This is a genomic window from Rhizobium sp. WW_1 (genome assembly GCF_003610155.1).
GTDB classification, from domain to species: Bacteria; Pseudomonadota; Alphaproteobacteria; order Rhizobiales; family Rhizobiaceae; genus Rhizobium; species Rhizobium tropici_A.
This window is the reverse complement of the sequence record NZ_RAIN01000001.1, coordinates 702,032-723,311: the sequence shown is the minus strand read 5'-3', so window position 1 is coordinate 723,311 and position 21,280 is coordinate 702,032. Positions and strand designations below refer to the sequence as shown.

At 60.8% G+C, this 21,280-nt stretch carries 16 protein-coding genes and 1 riboswitch; of the genes, 10 read left to right on the top strand and 6 right to left on the bottom strand.

From position 1 onward, the window contains the following. Window positions 1-92: 92 nt before the first annotated feature. Both BJ928_RS03400 and BJ928_RS03395 read left to right on the top strand, forming a co-directional pair. Window positions 93-2,402, top strand: a complete 2,310-nt coding sequence (locus BJ928_RS03400) for a Tex family protein (protein ID WP_047627799.1) — start codon at window positions 93-95, stop codon at window positions 2,400-2,402. Window positions 2,403-2,547: 145 nt separating this feature from the next. Further along, the gene (locus tag BJ928_RS03395) at window positions 2,548-3,807 is read left to right on the top strand and encodes a cyclopropane-fatty-acyl-phospholipid synthase family protein (RefSeq protein WP_047627798.1); all 1,260 of its coding nucleotides are present in this window, start codon (window positions 2,548-2,550) and stop codon (window positions 3,805-3,807) included. 161 nt (window positions 3,808-3,968) lie between these two features. On the opposite strand, the gene BJ928_RS03390 is transcribed toward BJ928_RS03395, so the two are convergent. Then, window positions 3,969-4,403: a hypothetical protein gene (locus BJ928_RS03390; RefSeq protein WP_052227470.1), complete on the bottom strand. Its 435-nt coding sequence runs from the start codon at window positions 4,401-4,403 to the stop codon at window positions 3,969-3,971. 271 nt (window positions 4,404-4,674) lie between these two features. Between BJ928_RS03390 and BJ928_RS03385 the strand changes: the two genes are divergently transcribed. Then, window positions 4,675-5,484 carry a MipA/OmpV family protein gene (locus tag BJ928_RS03385; RefSeq protein WP_047627796.1) on the top strand — a complete coding sequence of 270 codons (810 nt, stop codon included), beginning with the start codon at window positions 4,675-4,677 and terminating at the stop codon, window positions 5,482-5,484. A gap of 176 nt (window positions 5,485-5,660) precedes the next feature. Then, the gene (gene ubiA, locus BJ928_RS03380) at window positions 5,661-6,623 is read left to right on the top strand and encodes a 4-hydroxybenzoate octaprenyltransferase (protein ID WP_047627795.1); all 963 of its coding nucleotides are present in this window, start codon (window positions 5,661-5,663) and stop codon (window positions 6,621-6,623) included. Window positions 6,624-6,741: 118 nt separating this feature from the next. Here ubiA and BJ928_RS03375 read toward each other — a convergent pair whose 3' ends face one another. Next, on the bottom strand, window positions 6,742-7,308 hold the full coding sequence (locus BJ928_RS03375) for a DUF6101 family protein (RefSeq protein ID WP_047627793.1): 567 nt from the start codon (window positions 7,306-7,308) through the stop codon (window positions 6,742-6,744). Between the two features lie 317 nt (window positions 7,309-7,625). Between BJ928_RS03375 and BJ928_RS03370 the strand changes: the two genes are divergently transcribed. Together BJ928_RS03370 and BJ928_RS03365 are read left to right on the top strand one after the other, a co-directional pair. Further along, window positions 7,626-10,142 carry a DUF1217 domain-containing protein gene (locus BJ928_RS03370; protein ID WP_047627791.1) on the top strand — a complete coding sequence of 839 codons (2,517 nt, stop codon included), beginning with the start codon at window positions 7,626-7,628 and terminating at the stop codon, window positions 10,140-10,142. A 220-nt stretch (window positions 10,143-10,362) separates the two neighbouring features. Next, window positions 10,363-13,347: a DNA translocase FtsK gene (locus BJ928_RS03365; protein WP_183079372.1), complete on the top strand. Its 2,985-nt coding sequence runs from the start codon at window positions 10,363-10,365 to the stop codon at window positions 13,345-13,347. Window positions 13,348-13,425: 78 nt separating this feature from the next. Here BJ928_RS03365 and BJ928_RS03360 read toward each other — a convergent pair whose 3' ends face one another. Further along, window positions 13,426-13,977, bottom strand: coding sequence for an MOSC domain-containing protein (locus tag BJ928_RS03360; RefSeq protein ID WP_047627787.1), 552 nt, complete (start codon window positions 13,975-13,977; stop codon window positions 13,426-13,428). A gap of 72 nt (window positions 13,978-14,049) precedes the next feature. On the opposite strand from BJ928_RS03360, the gene phnF reads away from it, so the two are divergent. Next, window positions 14,050-14,784 (top strand): phosphonate metabolism transcriptional regulator PhnF, encoded by a 735-nt coding sequence (gene phnF / locus BJ928_RS03355; protein ID WP_047627785.1) that lies wholly within the window; start codon window positions 14,050-14,052, stop codon window positions 14,782-14,784. On the opposite strand, the gene BJ928_RS03350 is transcribed toward phnF, so the two are convergent. From BJ928_RS03350 to BJ928_RS03340, 3 genes are read right to left on the bottom strand one after another with little or no spacing between them, the layout of a single operon-like run. Then, the gene (locus tag BJ928_RS03350) at window positions 14,781-16,217 is read right to left on the bottom strand and encodes an FAD-binding oxidoreductase (RefSeq protein WP_047627783.1); all 1,437 of its coding nucleotides are present in this window, start codon (window positions 16,215-16,217) and stop codon (window positions 14,781-14,783) included. The genes phnF and BJ928_RS03350 overlap by 4 nt on opposite strands. A gap of 33 nt (window positions 16,218-16,250) precedes the next feature. After that, the gene (locus BJ928_RS03345; protein ID WP_047627781.1) at window positions 16,251-17,225 is read right to left on the bottom strand and encodes an L-threonylcarbamoyladenylate synthase; all 975 of its coding nucleotides are present in this window, start codon (window positions 17,223-17,225) and stop codon (window positions 16,251-16,253) included. A gap of 58 nt (window positions 17,226-17,283) precedes the next feature. Continuing rightward, on the bottom strand, window positions 17,284-17,901 hold the full coding sequence (locus BJ928_RS03340) for a DUF6656 family protein (protein ID WP_047627778.1): 618 nt from the start codon (window positions 17,899-17,901) through the stop codon (window positions 17,284-17,286). Window positions 17,902-18,005: 104 nt separating this feature from the next. On the opposite strand from BJ928_RS03340, the gene BJ928_RS03335 reads away from it, so the two are divergent. The 3 genes from BJ928_RS03335 (at window position 18,006) to BJ928_RS03325 (ending at window position 21,261) form a co-directional block, all read left to right on the top strand. Continuing rightward, entirely contained in the window at window positions 18,006-18,425 is a 420-nt protein-coding gene (locus BJ928_RS03335) for an ACT domain-containing protein (protein WP_047627777.1), read from the top strand. A gap of 199 nt (window positions 18,426-18,624) precedes the next feature. Next, window positions 18,625-18,830, top strand: a riboswitch (cobalamin riboswitch). Window positions 18,831-18,925: 95 nt separating this feature from the next. Further along, window positions 18,926-20,170, top strand: coding sequence for an aromatic ring-hydroxylating dioxygenase subunit alpha (locus BJ928_RS03330; protein WP_047627775.1), 1,245 nt, complete (start codon window positions 18,926-18,928; stop codon window positions 20,168-20,170). Window positions 20,171-20,172: 2 nt separating this feature from the next. Next, on the top strand, window positions 20,173-21,261 hold the full coding sequence (locus BJ928_RS03325) for a hybrid-cluster NAD(P)-dependent oxidoreductase (RefSeq protein WP_047627774.1): 1,089 nt from the start codon (window positions 20,173-20,175) through the stop codon (window positions 21,259-21,261). Window positions 21,262-21,280 lie beyond the last annotated feature (19 nt).

Below are 21,280 nucleotides of genomic sequence, written 5' to 3'. Positions count from 1 at the left end.
CGGATTGGCGTGTTTCGTGGTGAAAACCGCTTCTTATGTCCATGGGATCGTGCTTATGGTCCCCTTTATGATTGTCCAGTTCAGAGAGACACATGGCCGCTGATATTCGTTCCCTTGCCGCAACCATCGCCGCCGAGATCAACTCCCGCCCGGATCAGGCCAAGGCCGCCATCGAGCTCTTGGACGAAGGCGCGACCGTGCCGTTCATCGCGCGCTACCGCAAGGAAGTGACCGGCGGCCTCGACGATACGCAGCTTCGCACGCTGTCTGAGCGTCTGGTCTATCTGCGCGAGCTGGAAGCGCGTCGTGCCGCCATCATCGAATCCATCACCGGCCAGGGCAAGATGACCGACGAGCTGATGGCCAAGGTCGCGACCGTCGCCACCAAGTCCGAGCTGGAAGACCTCTATCTTCCCTACAAGCCGAAGCGTCGCACCCGCGCCGAGATCGCCAGGGAGCGCGGCCTTGGCCCCTTGGCCGATACCATCCTTGCCGATCGCTCCAGGGAGCCGGCCGCCCTTGCCGAAGGCTTCATCACCGCCGAGGTCGCTGACGTGAAGACGGCGCTGGAAGGCGCGCGCGACATCATCGCGGAGGGCATTGCCGAAAATGCCGCTCTGCTCGGCAAGCTGCGAAACTATATGAAGACCAATGCCACGCTGAAGGCCGCCGTCGTCGACGGCAAGCAGGAAGCCGGGGCCAAGTTCTCGGACTACTTCGAGCATCAGGAACGCTGGGCGACGGCTCCGGGTCATCGTGCGCTCGCCATGCTGCGCGGCTGGAACGAAGAGGTGCTGACGCTGAACATCGAGGTCGATACCGATGCCGTCTCGCCGAACAAGCCGGTCGAACGCATGGTCACCACCGCCTATGACATTGGCGCAAGCCGCCCCGGCGACCGCTGGCTGACGGAAGTCGCAAGCTGGACCTGGCGCGTGAAGCTTTCCATGTCGCTGTCGCTCGACCTGATGCGCGAGCTGCGCGAACGCGCGGAGGAGGAGGCGATCCATGTCTTCGCCCGCAATCTGAAGGATCTGCTGCTCGCCGCGCCCGCCGGTTCGCGCGCCACCATGGGGCTCGATCCGGGCATCCGCACCGGCGTCAAGGTTGCCGTGGTCGATGGCACCGGCAAGCTCCTGGAAACGACGACGGTCTATCCCTTCCCGCCGAAGAACGACGTGCGCGGCACGCAGGCGACGCTTGCGGCCCTCATCCGCAAGCACAAGGTCGAGCTGATCGCCATCGGCAACGGTACGGGCAGCCGCGAAACCGAAAAGCTGGTGGCCGACATGCTCAGCGAGCTGCCGGCGCCGAAGCCGACGAAGGTCATCGTCTCCGAAGCCGGCGCATCGGTCTATTCCGCCTCGGAAACGGCAGCGCTTGAGTTCCCTGGCCTCGATGTCTCGCTGCGTGGCGCCGTCTCCATCGCCCGTCGTCTGCAGGACCCATTGGCGGAACTCGTAAAGATCGAGCCGAAGTCGATCGGCGTTGGCCAGTACCAGCACGATGTCGACCAGCAGAAGCTGTCGCGCTCGCTGGATGCCGTGGTCGAAGATGCGGTGAACGCCGTCGGTGTCGACCTCAACACCGCCTCCGCACCGCTGCTGGCCCGCGTCTCCGGCCTCGGTCCCTCGATCGCCGATGCCATCGTTAGGCATCGTGACGGAGAAGGGGCGTTCGCGACGCGGCGTGATCTGCTGAAGGTCCCTCGCCTCGGCCAGCGCACCTTCGAGCAATGCGCCGGCTTCCTGCGCATCCCCAACGGCAAGGAGCCGCTCGACGCATCCTCCGTGCATCCCGAAGCCTATGGCGTCGCCAAGAAGATCGTCGCCGCCTGCGGTCGCGACCTGCGCACGCTGATGGGCGATACTGTAACGCTGAAGGCTGTCGACCCCCGGCAGTTCATCGACGATAAGTTCGGTCTGCCGACCGTGCGCGATATCATCGCCGAACTGGAAAAGCCGGGCCGCGATCCTCGCCCGAGCTTCAAGACTGCAACCTTTGCGGAGGGCGTCAACGAGATCAGCGATCTGAAGCCCGGCATGTTGCTGGAGGGAACGGTGACCAATGTCGCCGCCTTCGGGGCTTTCGTCGACATAGGCGTCCATCAGGACGGTTTGGTACATGTCTCGCAGCTGGCGGATCGTTTCGTCAAGGACCCGCATGAGGTCGTGAAGGCTGGCGATGTGGTCAAGGTCAGGGTCGTCGAAGTCGATGCGAAGCGTAAGCGAATCGGTCTCTCGATGCGCAAAGATGGCAGCACTGTGGCGGCTCCTTCGGGAGGGGAGTCGCGCGAAAGGGGCGGTGCGCGCAACGCTGGCGCTAGGGGAAATGCTGCTCCGAAGGTCGAGCAGCAGGGTAGTTTTGGTGCTGCTTTGGCTGACGCACTCAAACGAAAATAAGGACTTAGCGGAACTTCGTGCAAGAATGTCACACTCTGGCAGCGTTGTTGCCAGAGTGCCAACGACTGCGGAAAGGTGAGCTTGCCACGAGACTGTGAGGCGTTAAAGTCTGCCTTAATGTCATGTCATCACATTCGAGGCGTCCATGGCGTCGACACTTTTTCCTCTCGTCCAAAAAATCATCCGTAAAGGTTCACTCAGGCTTACGCTCGCATCCGGCGAGACCCATGTGGTCGGCGACGGAAGCGGAGAAACAGTTGCCGTGCGTTTTGCCGATCAGCAGGCCGAGGACGCCGTCGCGCGCGATCCGACGCTCAAGCTCGGCGAAATGTATATGGAGGGCCGCTTCATCCTGGAGCAAGGGGACATCTACGAGTTCCTGTCGCTGGTGAAGCAGAATACAACCAATGAGGTCTTCGATCTCCGCATGGCGGCGCTGCTGATCGGCCGCATCGCCTGGCAGCAGATCAAGAGCCGCTCGCCGATCAACCGCAACAAATACAATGTTGCGCATCACTACGATCTGTCGGCGAAGCTGTTCGATCTGTTCCTCGATGAGGACTGGCAATATTCCTGCGCCTATTTCAATCCGCCCGGCATCAGCCTCTTCGAAGCGCAGCTCGCCAAAAAGCGCCACATCGCCGCCAAGCTTCTGGTCGAGCCCGGTCAGAAGGTGTTGGAGATCGGCTCCGGCTGGGGCGGCATGGCCATGTATCTCGCCGAAGCCTATCCCGGCCTCGACGTGACCGGCATCACGCTCAGCGAGGAGCAGCTGAAAGTCTCGCGCGAGCGGGCAGCCAAGCGCGGCCTTTCCGATCGCGTCCGCTTCGAGCTGCAGGACTATCGCTACATGACCGGCAAGAAGTTCGACCGGATCGTTTCGGTCGGCATGTTCGAACATGTCGGCATCGGCGACTACGGCAAGTTCTTCCGTAAGGTTTCGGAATTGCTTGATGACAACGGCGTCATGCTGCTGCACTCCATCGCCCGTCCCAAGCCGAGCTTTGCGACCAACGCCTTCATCGAAAAATATATTTTCCCCGGCGGCTACATCCCGTCGATCGGCGAAACCACGCCGCCGCTGGAGAAGGCCGGCCTGCTGACCAGGGACGTCGAGACCCTGCCGATGCACTACGCCTATACGCTCAGGCACTGGCGCAATCGCTTCGTGGCGCGCAGGGCCGATGCGGTCGCGCTCTACGACGAAAAGTTCTTCCGCATGTGGGAATTCTATCTGGCCGGGTCCGAAATGGGCTTCCGCTGGGATGAGCTTTTCATCATGCAGCTTCAGATCACCAAGAACCAGTTCGCCGTGCCCGACAACCGCAATTACATCGCGGAGCGCGAGGCGAAGCTGAAGGAGTTCGAGGCGGGACGCGCTCCTCTGGAGAAGGTGACTTTTTGAGCCTTTACGCATTTCCGGCGGAAAACCCGCCGCGCGCGTCCTCCGGAAATGCTCCGGAAAAGTGTTAGGAGCTGCCGAATATTCTTGCGCCGGCTGCATGGAAACATGAGCCGGCGCTTTGCATTCGCCGCAGAGATGGATGGCGTGCCCGTTTCCCCCGGCTACTTGACCACGCGAATTTTCACGGTGTGATCCGCGACCCCGTTTGCTGCGTTCAGCCCGGTCATTCGAAGGGTGAATTGATCGTTGCCGGTAAAGCCGGCATTGGGCGTATAGTAGACGAGTGTGCCTTGGGCTGGTTTGCCGTTGCACATATGCATCGGGTCGTCGCTCGGGAAATGAGCTTTGACGGTGCCGCGGGTGATATCGACCTTGCCATGGCTGCTGGGCTTGACGACCGCGGTATAGGGGTAGGATGCGAACGTGCAGTCCTGCTTCAGGAACGAAACCGAGAGGACTTCGGTTCGTTTGCCGGCTCGGATGCTGCCTTTGGCTTCCGTCTGTTTTGCGCCGCCGATCGGTGCGCTGACGCAGCCGGAAAGCGCCATGCCGGCGCCCAGCAAGAGGGCCAGGGGAATGAGAGATATGGTTTTCATTCGTTTCTCTTTTTGAAAAGCGGGAACCGCGCAATAGTCGGGGTAAAGGCAGAAACCCCGGCCATTACCTGCGATTGAGTAATCTATACGGCAATTAAATCACCGCGACAGATCGGCGCATGCCGGGCGATGTTTATTAGCACAACCTGAATTTGACGCTTCTACGGAATCTGCGTCTTGTGGTTAAGAGAGCGGTAACGCGATCCGAATAATTTGAGCCAACTCTAGGGCTGTGTATGGCCCTTTGTATTGCGTGTCATGGAGTTTCGGTTTGTTTACAAAGTTGCGCCCATTCATCACTCTCGGCCTTTTTGTCGCCTCCGCAGGCGCGGCCTCTGCCGGTGACGGCCAGCATCTCTGGTCGGGCGACTGGTATCTAAGCGTCGGCGCGGCCGGTTTCTCGGCACCGAAATTCGAAGGCGGCAAGCACAACAAGCTGCAATGGTCGCCACTGGTTTCCATCGGCCGGCAAGGCCCAGGCCCGCGCTTCTCCTCGCGCAACGACAACCCCTCCTTTGCCCTGATAGAGAGCGACGCCTTTCGCATCGGCATCGTCGGCAAGTTCGTGCCGAGCCGCGACAGCAGCGATGGCCACGAGCTGAGAGGGTTGAAGAAGGTCAAGTGGGGAGTAGAGGCCGGCGGCTTTGCCGAAGCTTACCCCACGGACTGGTTGCGTGCCCGCGTCGAAGTCCGGCAGGGTATTCGCGCCCATAGCGGCGTCGTCGCCGATGCCGCGGTCGACGCCTTTACCGACATCACGCCGGAGCTTCGCGCCTCAGCCGGTCCGCGCATGACACTTGCCAGCACCGACTATTTCGACGCCTATTACGGCGTCAATGCACGCGAATCGGCTGCCTCAGGCCTCGGCGTCTACAAGCCCGGCGGCGGTGTTAAATCAGTCGGTTTTGGCGGCGCCCTGACCTGGAAGGCCTCGCAGAACTGGACCACCAGCACCTTCCTCGAATATACCCGGCTCACCGGCCCGGCCGCCGACAGTAGCCTCGTGCGCGAGCGTGGCGACCGCAACCAGCTGCTGATCGGCATTTCCGCCAGCTACAAGTTCAATTTCACGATGAACTGAGAAATAGGCGGAGCCAGAGCATGAGGCTGAAAAGTGTTTGAGCGTCTTTCAGACGACAACATGCCCTAATTCTTTGATTTTAAAGCGGATTCTGATTCCAGATCCTTTCGCCTAAAATCTCTGGCTCCAGTGCCCGCCGCTTGACCTCCGGCGCCGGATGTCACTACTACTCGCCTATGCAAAACACAGGCGATATCAACGGGCGCGTCGCCGACGCGCCTTCCGGAAACTGGGTCTATCGGGTTCTGCCCCCGACGCTCTGGCCCTATGCCCAGCTAGCACGCTGGGACAGGCCGATCGGCTGGCAGCTCCTGATGTGGCCATGCTTCTGGTCGGTAGCGCTCGCGGCCAACGCTTCCGTCGCCATGGGCCGCGGTTCACCCGGCTTCGTGGTGATCTACCACCTCGTCCTTTATTTCATCGGCGCAGTCGCCATGCGTGGCGCTGGCTGCACCTATAATGATCTGGTCGACCACCAGATCGACATGTCGGTGGCGCGCACGCGTTCGCGCCCGTTGCCATCGGGCCGCGTCACGCGCTTTCAGGCCAAAGTGTTCATTGCGTTGCAGGCCCTGATCGGTCTACTGGTGCTGCTGCAGTTTAACTGGTTTGCCGTCGTGCTCGGCGTGCTGTCGCTCGGCATCGTCGCGCTCTATCCCTTTGCCAAGCGCTTTACCGATTGGCCGCAGTTCTTCCTCGGGCTCGCCTTTTCCTGGGGCGCATTGATGGGATGGGCGGGGCTGTTCGGCAGCCTGTCGCTCGCCTCGATCATCCTCTATCTCGCCGCCATCCTCTGGACGATCGGCTACGACACGATCTACGCGCATCAGGACAAGGAAGACGACGAGCTGATCGGCGTGCGATCGACGGCAAGGCTTTTCGGCGATCGGACGCGTCTCTGGCTGATCGGGCTCTATGGGGCGACGCTGCTGCTGATGCTGCTGTCCTTCGCGCTCGCCGGTACAAGCTGGCTGGCCTATCTCGGCCTCATTGTCGCCGGCGGTATGTTCGCCTATCAGATCGCCGTGCTTGATATCAACGACGGCGAGCAATGCCTGGCCCTCTTCAAATCGAACAACCGGGTGGGGCTGATTATCTTCGCCGGCCTTTTCCTGTCGTTCCTGTTTCTTGTGCCGTGAGGGATACCCTCTTCGCTCGGTGACAAACCTTTCGTTGAAACAATAAGAAACTCGGCCGTGGAATTGTTCTCCCCACGGCCGAGTTCTTTGAAAATGGTTGGTCTTGGGCGAGAGCGGCTTAGCGCCGTGCGATGATCTCGCGGCCCTGGATCTTCATCTTAACGCCGAGCTTGCCGGTCGTGCGGCGCACGAGGAAGCGCGGGCGGCGTTCGGCGAAGTAGGAGTGGCGGCGGCGCGGCTGGCTGTCCTGGGCGCGGACGCCGCCGAGATGTTCTTCGAGCGGACGGGCAACGCCGTCGGCTTCGATCATCAGCATGGGAATGCGGAAGGCTTCCGACCAAGAGCGCCAGTCGGCGGCGATGTCGCTCAAGTCGTGAGCGACGAGAAGGGGGATGCAGAGATCCGGATCGGAATGATGCAGTTCCAGCGTGACGGTGACTTCGCCGTCGCCATGGTCGATGGCGCGGGCGGCGACACCCTGGAATGCACGCTTGGGCAAGGCGACGGACAGCGGCAGGCCGCTGGACGGCAGGATCTTGCGCAGCACGGCGCCGCGCTCGTCGATCGTGATGGTGACGTCACCCTCGGCACCTCGCATGGCATAGCTGACCTGTTGCGGGAAGCGCGCCGGATCAAGCCGCAGTGTGGTTCCAGCCCAATCGGGCTTCAGGACGGTATTTGTCATCGATTCTCTACCCTTGCTTTACCTGAGAGCCGTTTTTTTCGGTCTTCTCTCGGAGAACTTCTGTCCTCTCGTTGTTGGGCAGATTAGGCGCCGTCCCTTCCAGACAGCTTAAAAATCGAGGTTAAGAAAACTTTGCGTCCTCAAATGGTTAGCAAACTCGAATCCATCAGGGTTTCCATAAGATGAACACACGGCAGGGCGGTGCCTCAAGGTGATACACGCATAGAGAGAGTGCGTGTAAGTCTCGGGTAAGGTTTGTATGAAATAATCGACAGCAGATTCGCCCCCATTATTAGAGATCTATTGGGATTCTGCTGATGATTTCCACTTATCTTGGTTATACGATCGCAACCAGAGATATGACGACCTCGCTCAATCAGGTGGCGCAGCAGTCGCAAAACAAGCGCTTGATCGACTATTACAACGCCAATATCGGCAAAGTAACCAATGTCGATGACTTCCTGAATGACTATCAGCTATACAGTTACGCAATGGAAGCCTACGGGCTTTCGGATATGACCTATGCCAAGGCCTTTATGAAACAGGTCTTGACCAGCGACCTCAGCGACTCCAGCAGTTTTGCCAATAAGCTGACCGATCCGCGCTATAAGGAGTTCGCTGCGGCGTTCAATTTCGGTACGAGTTCGTCGGGCTCGACGAATACGGCACAAACCAGCACGCAGGAAGACGACCTCATAGGCCTTTACCAGCAGTCGTTTACGAACGAGGCGACGTCGGCTGCGACCGAAACCAGCTATTACAGCCAGAACATCAGTTCGGTTAAAACCGTCGACGATCTCCTCGGCAATACCCGCCTGCGCAACTATGTGCTGCAGGCCTATGGTATCGACCCGACCTATGTGTCGAATTCGTCTCTGAAGCAAATGTTGACGAGCGATCCCAGCGATCCGAACAGCTATGTCAATCAGTACGGCGGCGCCGCCGACAAGGCGCTCGTGGCGGAGTTCAATTTCAATGCCGACGGCACCGTCAAGACATCGACGCCGGACAGCGATACGGCCTATTATCAGGCCAATATCGGCAATATCACCTCCGTCGACCAGCTGACGTCCAATCCGCAGTTGTTCCAATACGTCAAGACGGCGTTCAATATTCCGTCCTACATCACAGCGGACCAGTTCAGCGCTTCGGCCAAGGACGCCGGGGTTGCGAGTTCGAACGGGCTGACTGCGGTCATGGCCGAGTTCAACTTCCAGAGCGACGGAACCGTCGCATCCGGTTCGCAGGTTCAAACGTCCGACCAGATTGCCGCCACCACGGCCGGCTATACCGCGAACTATCCCGGCGGGCCGCAGACGCTCGGCCAGCAGGCCGACGTCATGAGCGCCTACAATTCGACGGTGCCTTCATTCATCACCAGCGTCGGTGCCGCCGACAACGACCTCTATTACAAGAATCATATCGGCTCCATCACGTCGGTCGATCAGCTGACGTCGGACCCACGTCTTTTCGATTATATCAAGACGGCCTACGGCATTGACCCGACGACACCCGCCGTCGTCTTCAAAAACGCCTTCGCCGATCCGACGACTGCCGCCATCTTTGGCCTGACGAATGTCGTCTCCCAGTTCAATTTCCAGTCGGACGGCACGCTTGCTTCCGGCCAGACGGCGCAGTCCCAGGACGAGATCGACGCGGCCTCCAAGGCCTACATGAGCAACTACCAGTCGTCGCAGTCGACGCAGACCACCGATGCGGTCAACAACTACAAGAACCGCATCACCAGCGTGAAGAACATCAAGGAATTCTTTGCCAGCAACACGTCCGACAGCAGCACGTCCAACGATAGCGCGCCCGAACTCTATCAGATGGCGCTGCGCGCCTATGGCATCGGCGAAAACGAGGTCACGAAGTCTCAGCTGACCAAGATCCTCGAAAGCGATCCCTACGACCCGAAGAGCTATGTCAACTCGCTCAAAGACCCGCGTTTCACCGCGCTTGCCAAAGCCTTCAATTTCGACAGCAGCGGTAATCTGAAGGCGCCGGTGCAATCCCTGTCGCAGACGCAGATCAACAGCTACATCTCGCAATATTCCAGTCGCAGCACGGTTGGGTTGTCGGGCGCCGAACTGACCAAGGCCACCAGCGATGCCAAGACCGCCGGCACCTATTTTGCGACGAATATCGTCAACATCACCAGTGTCACGGGCCTGCTGGCCGACAGCAAGCTCACCAATTTCATCCTGACGGCCAACGGCATCGATCCGAAGACGGTCGACACGGCCACCTTGAAGAAGGCTTTCGCCTCCGACCCGTCCGATCCGAAGAGCTTTGTCAACACCACCGCCGGCGCCAAATTCAAGACCATGGTCGAACAATTCAATTTCGGCACCGACGGCAACCTGACCGACAGCAAGCTCGGCACCGCGCAAAACCAGGGCGCGCTCGACGCGACCAATGATCTCTACCTGCATCAGACGCTGGAGGATCAGGAGGGGCAAACCAATCCCGGCGTACGCCTGGCGCTCTATTTCCAGCGCAAGGCGCCCGACATCAACTCGATCTATGACATCATGGGCGATCCCGCGCTCTATGAGGTCATCACCACGACCTTCAATCTGCCGAGCTCGATCTCCAATATGGACGTCGATACGCAAGCCAAGATGCTCGGCAATTTCGTCAATGTGACCGATCTGCAGGACCCGGATAAGGTCAATCAACTGCTGCAGCGATTCTCGGCGATGTACGATATGGAGAACAATACGACGTCCTCGACGTCGCCAGCGCTTTCCATTCTGACGGGCTCGTCCTCGGGCGTCGGCATCAGCGCCGACACGCTGCTTTCCATCGCGCAGCTGTCCTCGTCGCAGTAGCTTATTCCGGAAAAAATTTTAACCTCTCCCGCTGCCGCGTTCATGCGCGGCGGGATGCTTTCATACCTTTGTTTCCACTGGGTTTCCGGCCACGTGCGGATGCATTTGGCGGCTGTGGAATGACTGCTTTCCACAACGGGAGGAAGGAACTTATTAACCATCCTTGCCCTATTCGATTGGAGAAGCCAACGGCAATATCAATGACTGGGTTGCAGGTCTCATGCGTCTTTCCCGAACGACACTTTCCAATGCCTCGCAGGGCGTCCAGCCGGAGGGCGATCTCGACCCCGAGCAGGCAGCCGAGGAGGCGCGCCGTGCCGAGCAGATCGCCGCTCGCCGCGCGTTCCTGGAAGAGAAGATTCGCAACGCCCGCGAAGCCAAGCGCAAGGCTGAGGAGCAGCGTGCCGCCGAGGAAAAGCGCCTTGCCGAAGAGGTGAGGAAGCGCACCGCCGCAGCGCCGCCGCCGGTGGTCGAGGCGTTGCAGTCCGCCGCTGTCACGAGCGAGCAGGAAATGCCTGTTCTGCCGCAAGGAATCTCTGCGGAGGATCTTGCATCGCCCGGCTGGCAGAATGCCTTCCTGATGGGTCCGAACGTGCGCTTCACCCGCACGCGCGAAAACGAAATCATCAGCCGCCGCCCGCCCGCCGAGCCGAAGCCTGAGATCCGGCCGCCCGTGTCGGCGCACGCCACCATGCGGGTCATGGAAGCTCCGGTCGTCGCAGCATCCGCGGCACCGGCTCCAATGCCGGCTGCAACCGTTGTCGTCTCGCCCGTGCGGCAGGACGAGTTCCATCTGCCATCGCTCGAAGACATGCCGCTGATGGTCGAAGGCTATATTCCGACAGTAATTCAGAATTCTCCGGCAACCGAGCCGGACGCATTGGAGATGACCGTTATCGCTACCGCATTTTCGAAGGCTCCCGCGATCGCGCTGGATGCTTCCCCTGTTCAGTCAAGTGTTCCCGAGTCCGTAGCCGCGCCTGTGGTCGAGTCGCGTCTTGTCCATCTTTCCGATTTCGCTTTCTGGGATGCGATGCCGTTCGACGGCGAATTCGTCTCTGCCCTCAAGCGTGAACCAAAGCCGGCCACGCCGCCGAAGCCGGAAGTCGATGCCGCAGCGATCATTGCGAAGTTCCGCGTTGTCGAATGCCGTCGTCCCGCTGCTGCCGTCGAGCCCGCTCCGGCAGCCGAAAGCCCCGCATCTATCGAAGTCTCAGCGCCACTCCAAGCCGTCACCAGCCTGCCGGCAACAGGTTTGCGCACGCCGGCGATGGACGAGCTTGCAGCCTTGGAGGCGGCCGTTCTGGCTCCCGTCATCGAAGCAACCCCCGTTGTTGCCGAAGCGCCTGAAACTGAGCGTCAGCCTGTGGCGCAACAGGTCGAGACCTTCGTGCCGCCGGCTTTCGTCACAGCGGTTTACGGCGCCGAAGCCGCTCCTGCCATCGAGACTCGCCCGGTCATGGTCTTGGCGCCGATGCCGACCAAGATCGCGGCACCTGTGGCCGCCGAGCTCGTCGCCAAGGCAGTCCCGACCCTCCCGGCTGTCGAAGCTGCCGCACAGCGCCTGATCGATGCGCCGCCGTCGCGGATCTCGCCGCGCCGACCGGCATCGCTGACGCCGCCGGAATGGCGTCCGATCGCGCGCATCGCCGACGGCGAATACGAGCTGCCGCCGCGTGAACTGCTGCAGGAGCCCGCGGCTCGCACCGGCGTCATCATGACCCAGGAAACGCTGGAGCAGAATGCCGGCCTGCTGGAAAGCGTGTTGGAAGACTTCGGCGTCAAGGGCGAGATCATTCATGTCCGCCCCGGCCCGGTCGTCACGCTTTATGAATTCGAGCCGGCACCCGGCGTCAAATCCTCGCGCGTCATCAACCTTGCAGATGATATCGCCCGCTCGATGTCAGCTCTGTCAGCTCGTGTCGCAGTCGTTCCCGGCCGTAATGTCATCGGCATCGAACTGCCGAACGTCAATCGCGAGACCGTCTATTTCCGCGAGATGATCGATTCGCCCGATTTCGAGAAGAGCGGCTACAAGCTGGCGCTCGGCCTCGGCAAGACCATCGGTGGCGAGCCCGTCATCGCGGAACTCGCGAAGATGCCGCATCTGCTCGTCGCAGGCACGACCGGCTCGGGCAAGTCGGTCGCCATCAATACGATGATCCTGTCCTTGCTCTATCGCATGACGCCGGAACAGTGCCGCCTTATCATGGTCGATCCGAAGATGCTGGAACTGTCCGTCTATGACGGCATCCCGCACCTTCTGACCCCCGTCGTTACCGATCCCAAGAAGGCCGTCATGGCGCTGAAGTGGGCGGTGCGCGAAATGGAGGATCGCTACAAGAAGATGTCGCGCCTCGGCGTGCGCAACATCGACGGCTATAACAGCCGCGTTGCCTCCGCCAAGGAAAAGGGCGAGACGATCCACGTCATGGTCCAGACCGGCTTCGACAAGGGCACGGGTGCCCCGATCGAAGAGCAACAGGAAATGGATCTGACGCCGATGCCCTATATCGTCGTCATCGTCGACGAAATGGCCGACCTGATGATGGTTGCCGGCAAGGAAATCGAAGGGGCGATCCAGCGTCTGGCGCAGATGGCGCGTGCGGCTGGTATCCACCTGATCATGGCGACGCAGCGTCCCTCGGTCGACGTCATCACCGGTACGATCAAGGCCAACTTCCCGACTCGCATCTCCTTCCAGGTGACGTCGAAGATCGACAGCCGCACCATTCTCGGCGAGCAGGGTGCCGAACAGCTCCTCGGTCAGGGCGACATGCTGCACATGGCCGGCGGCGGCCGCATCTCCCGCGTTCACGGCCCCTTCGTCTCCGACGAGGAAGTCGAAAAGGTCGTGGCGCATCTCAAGCTGCAGGGCCGCCCGGAATATCTCGACACGGTCACGGCCGATGAGGACGAAGAGGACGAGGAAGAAGATACGGCTGTCTTCGACAAGGGCGCGATTGCCTCGGAAGATGGCGACGACCTCTACGAGCAGGCGATCAAGGTCGTCATGCGCGACAAGAAGTGCTCGACCTCCTACATCCAGCGCCGCCTCGGCATCGGCTATAACCGCGCCGCCTCGCTCGTCGAGCGGATGGAGAAGGATGGCCTGGTGGGTCCGGCCAACCATGTCGGCAAGCGCGAGATCATCACGGGCAACCGCAATGGCGGCGGCAACTCCAGCCAGGAAGATTTCGATTGATCTGACCGGCAGCCGGATCGGAACGATATCGTGACAAGATAGAAAGCGGTTTTCTAATGGAAGGCCGCTTCTTTTTTGTCAGACACGCTCGAGCTTGATATGCGGCAGCGGCGGCAGCTCGACCCGGATGGCGTCGTCCGGCTGCACGCGGCCGCCCTGCGAGACGATGCCCATGATGCCGGCCTTACGGACCAGGCCGCCGTCGGCATCCTTGTCGAGCACAGCATGCAGCAGGCCCTTCTGGAAATTGTCGATCTGCTTGCAGGGATTGCGCAAGCCCGTCACCTCGACGATGGCTTCCTCGCCGATATGGAGGCGCGTGCCTTGCGGCAGCGAAAGCAGGTCGATCCCTCTGGTCGCGATATTCTCGCCCATATCGCCCGCCGAAACAGAGAAACCCTTTTCTATGAGTTCGTCGAACAATTCTTCGTGGATGATATGCACCTGGCGCAGATTGGGCTGGGTCGGATCGACCGCGACGCGGGAACGATGCTTCACCGTGACGCCCATGTGCGCGTCACCCTCCACGCCGAGCCCGGTCAGTAGCTGGATATGATCCTTGGTCTGCTTGCTGAACTCGTGCACGCCGCTGCTGCTGACTGATGTCACATATATGCGCTTGTCGACCATGCGGAACCCTTCCATAAACGATCGAGATCTTTATAAATTGGTATATACCAATTTCAAGGCGACAGTATTGTGATGGACGAGAAAAATCGACAGGGTGAAGGTATAAAAACTGCTGGAGGCTGGGCGACCGTTGCCGCGGCACTCCGGCGCGCCATCGACGGTGGCCAGCATCCTCCCGGCAGCCGCTTGCCGAGCGAGCGCGCTTTGTCCGAACAATTCGGCGTCTCCAGGGTGACGATGCGGCGTGCGATCGCCGAGCTGGAGGGGGAGGGGCTGCTGCGTGTCGCACGCGGCAGCGGCGCCTATGTCCGCGCCGATATGCCAGTTCGCTTCCAGCTGGGCGACAAGGTACGATTCAGCAAGGATCTGACCGCGACGGACGCCCACCTCACGCGTAAGGTTCTCTCCGCGAGGGAGGTTCCGGCAACCGCCGATATCGCCGCAAGGCTGAACCTGCAGCCGGGCGAGGCGGTGCTCGACATGTGCGTGGTCGCTTATGCCGATGCTCTTCCGGTCTCGGTGGTCATGCGCAGCTGCGCTGCGCAACGCTTCCTCGGTCTGGCAGAGAAGTTCGCTGTAACGGGCTCATTCACGGCGGCGCTGAAGGACTATGGCGTCATGGATTATTGGCGCCGCTCCACCGACATCACCGCGCGCATGCCCACGGAAGCCGAGGCAAGAATGCTTCAGCAATCGCGTCTCGCGCCGGTCCTTGCCTATGCGGGCGAAGACATCGATGCCGACGGCACGATTATCTCCTGCCAGATCGGCTGCTTCGCCTCGGAAAGGGTCGTCGTGACAGTCTAGGATTGAACCTTCAATACCTTTCCAGGATTCATGATCCCGGCCGGGTCGAAGGCCGTCTTGATCCGGCGCATCAGGTCCATCTCGATGTCCGAACGGATGGATGCCAACTCGTCGCGCTTCAGCTGGCCGATGCCATGCTCGGCTGAGATCGAGCCGCCATGCTGCAGCACCAGCCCGTGGACGATCTTGTTGATCTCGCGCCAGCGGCCGATGAACTCAGCCTTGTCGGCGCCGACAGGCTGCGAGATGTTGTAGTGGATGTTGCCATCCCCCATATGGCCGAAGGCGCAGATGCGGGCGCCGGGCATCGCCGCCATTACGCCGGCTGCCGCTTCCTGCATGAATTGCGGAATTTGCGCCACCGGCACGGAAACGTCGTGCTTGATCGAACCGCCCTCGGGCTTCTGCGCATCCGACATGCTCTCGCGCATGTGCCAGATCGCCTTCTGCTGCGCTTCCGAGCTGGCGATGGTTGCATCCTGGATCAGGCCGGCCTCATAGCCCTGCTCGAGCAGCGCCGACATCATCCGCTCGGCCGTCTCGGCCGAATCCGAGGTGGAGATATCGATCAGCACATACCAGGGATGCGCCGTCTCCAGCGGATCTCGCACGCCGGGGATATGGCGCGTCGTGAATTCGACGCCGAGGCGCGGCATCAGCTCGAAACCGGTCAGCGCCGTGCCGCACAGGCTCGAGGCATTCTTGAACAGGGTCAGCGCATCGTCGACCGATTGCAGACCGGCGAAGGCGACTTGATGGCCGAGCGGCTGCGGAAAGAGTTTTAGCACCGCGCCGGTGATGACGCCGAGCGTGCCTTCTGCACCGATGAAGAGATCGCGCAGATCGTAGCCGGTATTGTCCTTCTTCAGGCGGCGCAGGCCATTCCAGATCTCGCCCGTGGGCAACACGACTTCGAGGCCGAGGCACAGTTGGCGCATGTTGCCATAGGCAAGAACGGCCGTGCCGCCGGCATTGGTCGAAAGGTTGCCGGCGATGCGGCAGGAGCCTTCGGAGCCGAGCGAAAGCGGGAACATGCGGCCATGCTCGGCTGCCGCCTTGTGAACATCGGCGAGAATGCAGCCGCCGTCGACGATCATGGTATTGCCGACCGGATCGATATCGCGAACGCGGTTCATGCGCTCCAGCGACAGGATGATGTCGGAGCCGCCCTCGCGCGGCGTCTGCCCCCCGACGAGACCGGTATTGCCGGTCTGCGGAACGATGGCCGCGCCGGTCTCGCTGGCAAGCTTCAGGATCGCCGACACCTCTTCCACCGAGCCGGGCTTGAGCAGCAGGGGCGAAGCGCCGTGATAGAGGCCGCGATTTTCGACGAGATGCGGCGCGATTTCCGCAGCATCCCGTACGGCATGTTTTTCACCGACGATGGCGGCGAAGCGATCGAGAAGGTCGGAAGAGAGGGCGGAGCTGCTCATGGCGTGTCCTTTGCCTGATGGTGTCGGGCTGATTTATTCTCTGGGCGCGGCCGCGCGACGCAGCCGGTCGTTGATCGCCTCGCCGAGGCCTTCGTCTGGAATATGCGAAAAGGCAATCGTGGCCGCACCTGTGGCATCGGCGCGCTTCATGAAATCGAAGAGGTTTGCGGCGGCTTCTGAGAGATCGCCCGATGTGCTCAGATCCAGCACTGCAACCGCCTCACCGATACCGGCAATGTCAGGCGTTCCGAAGCGGATCAGCGTCTCGTTTGCGGAAACCTCCGTCGCGTCGAGCCGCACGGCTGCTCCGGGTGCATAATGTGAAGCCATCATACCAGGCGCCTCGATGGCGGCCGAGGCCTTCTTCTTGCGTTTGAGCTTCTTGCCGGCCACGCGCTCGATTTCGCTCGCTGCGAGACCGCCTGGCCGCAAGAGGCGCATCTCGCCATCCTCGACCTTGACGATGGTCGACTCCACGCCGACGACCGAAGCCCCGGCATCGAGAATAAGGGTAATGCGTTCCCCGAGATCGTCGTCGACATGATCGGCGCTGGTGGCGCTGATTTTGCCTGATGTGTTGGCGCTTGGTGCTGCGAGCGGTCGGTCAAAGGCACGGATCAGCTCGCCGGCAAAGCCCTTGGGCACGCGGATGCCGACCGTATCAAGTCCGGCTGTTGCCAGCGGATGGATGCCGCTATCGGGCTTGAGCGGCAGCACCAGCGTCAGCGGGCCGGGCCAGAAGGCTTCCGCGAGCTTACGCGAGATGGGGTCGAAGATGGCATAGCGCTCGGCCATGGCGAGATCGCTCATATGGCAGATCAGCGGATTGAAGCGCGGACGCCCCTTGGTCTCGTAGATCCGGGTGATGGCGGCGGGATTGGTGGCATCGGCGGCAAGGCCGTAGACCGTCTCCGTTGGCAGCCCGATCGGCAGACCCTCGGCGAGGGTTGCCGTGGCGACGTCGATCGCGGTTTGCGGATGTTCGAGAATGTCTATGTGTCGTGCCATGGCCTGCCTGCTTGCAGTTCAGGCCGTTCTTATGCCCTTCGAGTTTTCGGATCAATCGTCAAAGCTGGCGAATGATGTCGCGAAGCTGCTCGTTGCGGGCGCCAAGCAATAGAACGTTGCGGATGGCGATCTGCGGATCGTGGGTGTGGAACAGTACGCCGTTGCCGCGAATGTCGCGATTGATCGTCAGCTTCTTGTCCTCAGCCTGCTTGTCCGGGTGAACGGCGACGGCGAAATACATCCGAGAATATTTGAGGCTGATGTCTTCGAAGAAATTCTCTTCCTGGCCGATACGGGCAAAGAAATTGGCGATATAGAACGCCCAGTTCACCTGCTCATATTGTGCGAACTGTGTCCGCGCGGCTGTCACGTGGCAATAGCCGAGATGCGGCGTGTCCTTCAGCGTGTGATGGAAGATGAGCTTCGGGAAACGGATTGATTTGTGGAAGCTGTTGAGCCGGTCATGCGTCTTTTCGCCGGCATCCCTGAGCTTCAGCGCCGTGCGCTCGGCCACGTGTTCGTGACTGAGATATTCCCGCTCTTCGGCAAGCCAGTGCGGCCTGTTCCGGTTGATGCGCCCCGTGCGCAGGAATTCGCTGTGCCCTGTCGTCGGCACTACTGGCGCCGGTTCGGGGTCGGCGGGCTTCCCAGCGTCGAAATATCTGAGTTTGGCCATGCCGGATCTCGCTATGTTAGTCTCTGAGCGACATGCTAGATCACATAGCTTGAGCCGAGCTTAACCGCATCTGGGATGCTGCACTTTTAAGGAGACTGAGAAACATGCCCGGAATTACCGATCTCCAGCAGCTCCTTTCCGGCATGAAGCCGAGCCTTGCCGAGGGCGAATTCGTCTATTGCAGCGTTCCGGCGTCGATGTTGGCAGACCACATCCATCTGAGGCCGCTCGGATTCTTCCGTGAAAAGGAAGGCGTGACGCTGATCCTTCCATTGGAGACGGCCCGAGAGGCTGGATTTCCCGCGGCCCCCACCATGCGCATGATAACGCTCGAAGTGCACTCCTCTCTCGAGGCCGTAGGGTTGACCGCTGCCTTCGCAACGGCGCTCGGCAACGAGGGTATCAGCGCCAATGTGGTCGCGGCTTACCATCATGACCACATCTTCGTGCCAGCGGCCGATGCCGGTCGTGCGATGGCGGCTTTGCAAGCTCTTTCGGCCGCCCAATCGCCCTCGGTTGGTTGATCTGTCGCAATCAGAATAAAGCGTCATCGGCAAGGGTCGGGCAGCGCACCCCCCTCATGTCCCGCACCGGAATGTAAGAGGTTGAATTGCCTCTCTATATCGCCTGCAAGGGCAACCGTCCCGCTGCCCCGTTTCGGCTGTCGTCAATTTCGAAGCCGATGTCGCATTGCAGCGCAGCCGCCGCCGGTGCCGGGCGCTATGATGTTATCAATCTCAAGGTGCCGTTTGCTAGGGAGACGGAGAATTGGGAAGCCGGTCAAAATCCGGCGCTGCCCCCGCAACGGTGGTGGAGTGAGGCATGGCGGATAAAGCCACTGGGTCTGGTCGGCCTGGGAAGGTGCCATGGGGCTCTGGAAACAGGGCCGCTCCAGAGCCCGGAAACCAGCCTTGGGCACACATGGTTTACTGACCGCGGCGGGCGGTCGGACATTGCTTTGGGCCATTCCCGATGGCCTCTGCATGTCCTCTGCACGTCTCCCGGTACTGCGAAGGATAGGCAAATGGATATCGGCAGCAAAGTTCTGCGGCAATTGAAGAACCACCGGACGGGTTTGAGTCTCGAACAACCGTTCTATACCGATCCGGATTATTTCAAGCTCGATATGGAGATGATCTACTATCGCGACTGGCTGTTCATCGGCCATGATTGCGAAGTGCCGCGCGCGGGCAATTACTTCACCGTCCAGATCGGTGATTACCCGGTCGTGATTGTCCGGGGTCGCGATCAGGTCATCCGCGCTTTCCACAACAGCTGTCGCCATCGCGGCTCGCGCGTCTGCAACACCGAGCGCGGCTCCTCGGCAAAGCTCGTCTGCCCCTATCACCAGTGGACTTACGAACTCGACGGCTCGCTGCTCTTCGCCCGCCAGATGGCGGAGGATTTCGACAAGAGCCAGCACGGGCTGAAGCCGGTCCACTGCGAAAGCGTCGGCGGCTACATCTTCATTTGCCTTGCGCAGAACGCGCCGGATTTCGCTCCGGTCCGCGAGACCATCGAACCCTACATCGCGCCGCATCGCATCAGCGAAGCCAAGATCGCCTTCCAGAGCACCATCATCGAAAAGGGCAACTGGAAGCTGGTCTGGGAAAACAACCGCGAGTGCTATCACTGCGCGGCCAACCATCCCGAGCTTTGCCGCACCTTCCCGGAAGCGCCGACCGTTAGCGGCGTGCAGGGCGCGATGAACGATCCGGTGATCGCCGCACATTGGCAGCGCTGCGAGGCCGCAGGCCTGCCGAGCGAATTCAAGCTTTCTCCGGACGGCCAGTTCCGCACGGCCCGCATGCCGCTGATCGAAGGTGCCGAAAGCTACACGATGTCGGGCCAGAACGCCGTCAAGCGTCCGCTCTCGTCGGATGTGACGATCAACGGCATCGGCACCATGCTGCTGTTCCACTATCCCACGACATGGAACCACATGCTCGGCGATCACGCCATTTCCTTCCGCGTGCTGCCGATCAGCGCCGAGGAAACCGCTGTGACCACCAAGTGGATCGTCCATAAGGATGCGGTCGAAGGCGTCGACTACGATCTGGAAGAACTGACGCACGTCTGGACCGAGACCAACGACCAGGACCGCCGCATCGTCGAGGAAAACGCCTTCGGCATCCGCTCGCCGGCCTATGAGCCCGGTCCCTATTCGGAAATCCATGAAGGCGGCGTCATGCAGTTCGTCGAATGGTACACGACTTTCATGATCAACCGGCTGCAGGGCGATCAGGCCAAGCTGTCGGCGGTCGCCTGAGTATGAACATGACCGCCTCCCTTCGCCATCGACACCTCGACCAGATGCAGCCCTGGAGCGACAGGCAGCATCTGCTCGAATGTCTCTCGGTCACGCCCGAGGCGCCCGATGTGATGACCTTCACATTCGGCTCCGACAAGGACAACTGGTTCCGCTACCTGCCGGGCCAGTTCGTGACGCTGGAGCTGCCGACGGCTCCGGAGCCGGTCATGCGCACCTATACGCTGTCGTCGACACCGTCGCGGCCCTTTTCGGTCGCCGTGACTGTCAAGGCGCAGAAGGACAGCATCGGCACGCGCTGGATGTTCGAGAACCTGAAGCCGGGCATGCGCATCAAGGCTTTCGGTCCGCTCGGCGATTTCAGCCATATCCGTCATCCCGGCGAAAAGTACCTGTTTGTCTCCGCCGGTTCCGGCATTACGCCGATGATGTCGATGACGCGTTACATGGCCGACATCGCGCCGCTGTCGGACATCACCTTCGTCAATTGCTCGCGCAGCCCGACCGACATCATTTTCCGCTCCGAACTCGAATATCTCGCCCGCTTCATGCCGAACCTCAATCTCGGCCTCATCGTCGAGGGTTGTGGCCGCACCGATCTCTGGTCGGGGCTGAAGGGACGCATCGACAAGGCGAAGATCGGTCTCCTGGCTCCTGATTTCATGGACCGGACGATCTTCTGCTGCGGCCCGGAAGTCTTCATGGACGCCGTGCGCTCCATGCTGGAAGCGCATGGTTTCGACATGTCGCGCTATCATCAGGAGAGCTTCCAGCCAGCGAACGCTGCAACGCCGCTTGCGGAGGTTTCCGACGATGCCTCCGGCGAGGCCGCGACGACGATCCGCTTCACCATGGCCGGCAAGGATGTCGTCTGCGCCGCGGGCCAGACCGTGCTTCAGGCGGCGCGCGGTGCCGGTGTGCGCATCGGAGCGGCCTGCGAATCCGGGCTTTGCGGTACATGCCGCGTCATGAAGCTCTCGGGCGAAGTCGAGATGAGCCACAATGGCGGCATCCTCGATGACGAGATCGACGAGGGTTATATCCTCGCCTGCTGCTCGCGCCCGAAGACGGATGTGCAGATCGAGGCATAGCATCGACCTGAAAACCGCC

What these genes read in the sequence shown, in the direction of transcription:
- BJ928_RS03400 (WP_047627799.1), top strand. Translation starts at nt 93, where the DNA reads ATGGCCGCTGATATTCGTTCCCTTGCCGCAACCATCGCCGCCGAGATC.
- BJ928_RS03395 (WP_047627798.1), top strand. Translation starts at nt 2,548, where the DNA reads ATGGCGTCGACACTTTTTCCTCTCGTCCAAAAAATCATCCGTAAAGGT.
- BJ928_RS03390 (WP_052227470.1), bottom strand. Translation starts at nt 4,403, where the DNA reads ATGAAAACCATATCTCTCATTCCCCTGGCCCTCTTGCTGGGCGCCGGC.
- ubiA (WP_047627795.1), top strand. Translation starts at nt 5,661, where the DNA reads ATGCAAAACACAGGCGATATCAACGGGCGCGTCGCCGACGCGCCTTCC.
- BJ928_RS03375 (WP_047627793.1), bottom strand. Translation starts at nt 7,308, where the DNA reads ATGACAAATACCGTCCTGAAGCCCGATTGGGCTGGAACCACACTGCGG.
- BJ928_RS03370 (WP_047627791.1), top strand. Translation starts at nt 7,626, where the DNA reads ATGATTTCCACTTATCTTGGTTATACGATCGCAACCAGAGATATGACG.
- BJ928_RS03365 (WP_183079372.1), top strand. Translation starts at nt 10,363, where the DNA reads ATGCGTCTTTCCCGAACGACACTTTCCAATGCCTCGCAGGGCGTCCAG.
- BJ928_RS03360 (WP_047627787.1), bottom strand. Translation starts at nt 13,977, where the DNA reads ATGGTCGACAAGCGCATATATGTGACATCAGTCAGCAGCAGCGGCGTG.
- phnF (WP_047627785.1), top strand. Translation starts at nt 14,050, where the DNA reads ATGGACGAGAAAAATCGACAGGGTGAAGGTATAAAAACTGCTGGAGGC.
- BJ928_RS03350 (WP_047627783.1), bottom strand. Translation starts at nt 16,217, where the DNA reads ATGAGCAGCTCCGCCCTCTCTTCCGACCTTCTCGATCGCTTCGCCGCC.
- BJ928_RS03345 (WP_047627781.1), bottom strand. Translation starts at nt 17,225, where the DNA reads ATGGCACGACACATAGACATTCTCGAACATCCGCAAACCGCGATCGAC.
- BJ928_RS03340 (WP_047627778.1), bottom strand. Translation starts at nt 17,901, where the DNA reads ATGGCCAAACTCAGATATTTCGACGCTGGGAAGCCCGCCGACCCCGAA.
- BJ928_RS03335 (WP_047627777.1), top strand. Translation starts at nt 18,006, where the DNA reads ATGCCCGGAATTACCGATCTCCAGCAGCTCCTTTCCGGCATGAAGCCG.
- BJ928_RS03330 (WP_047627775.1), top strand. Translation starts at nt 18,926, where the DNA reads ATGGATATCGGCAGCAAAGTTCTGCGGCAATTGAAGAACCACCGGACG.
- BJ928_RS03325 (WP_047627774.1), top strand. Translation starts at nt 20,173, where the DNA reads ATGAACATGACCGCCTCCCTTCGCCATCGACACCTCGACCAGATGCAG.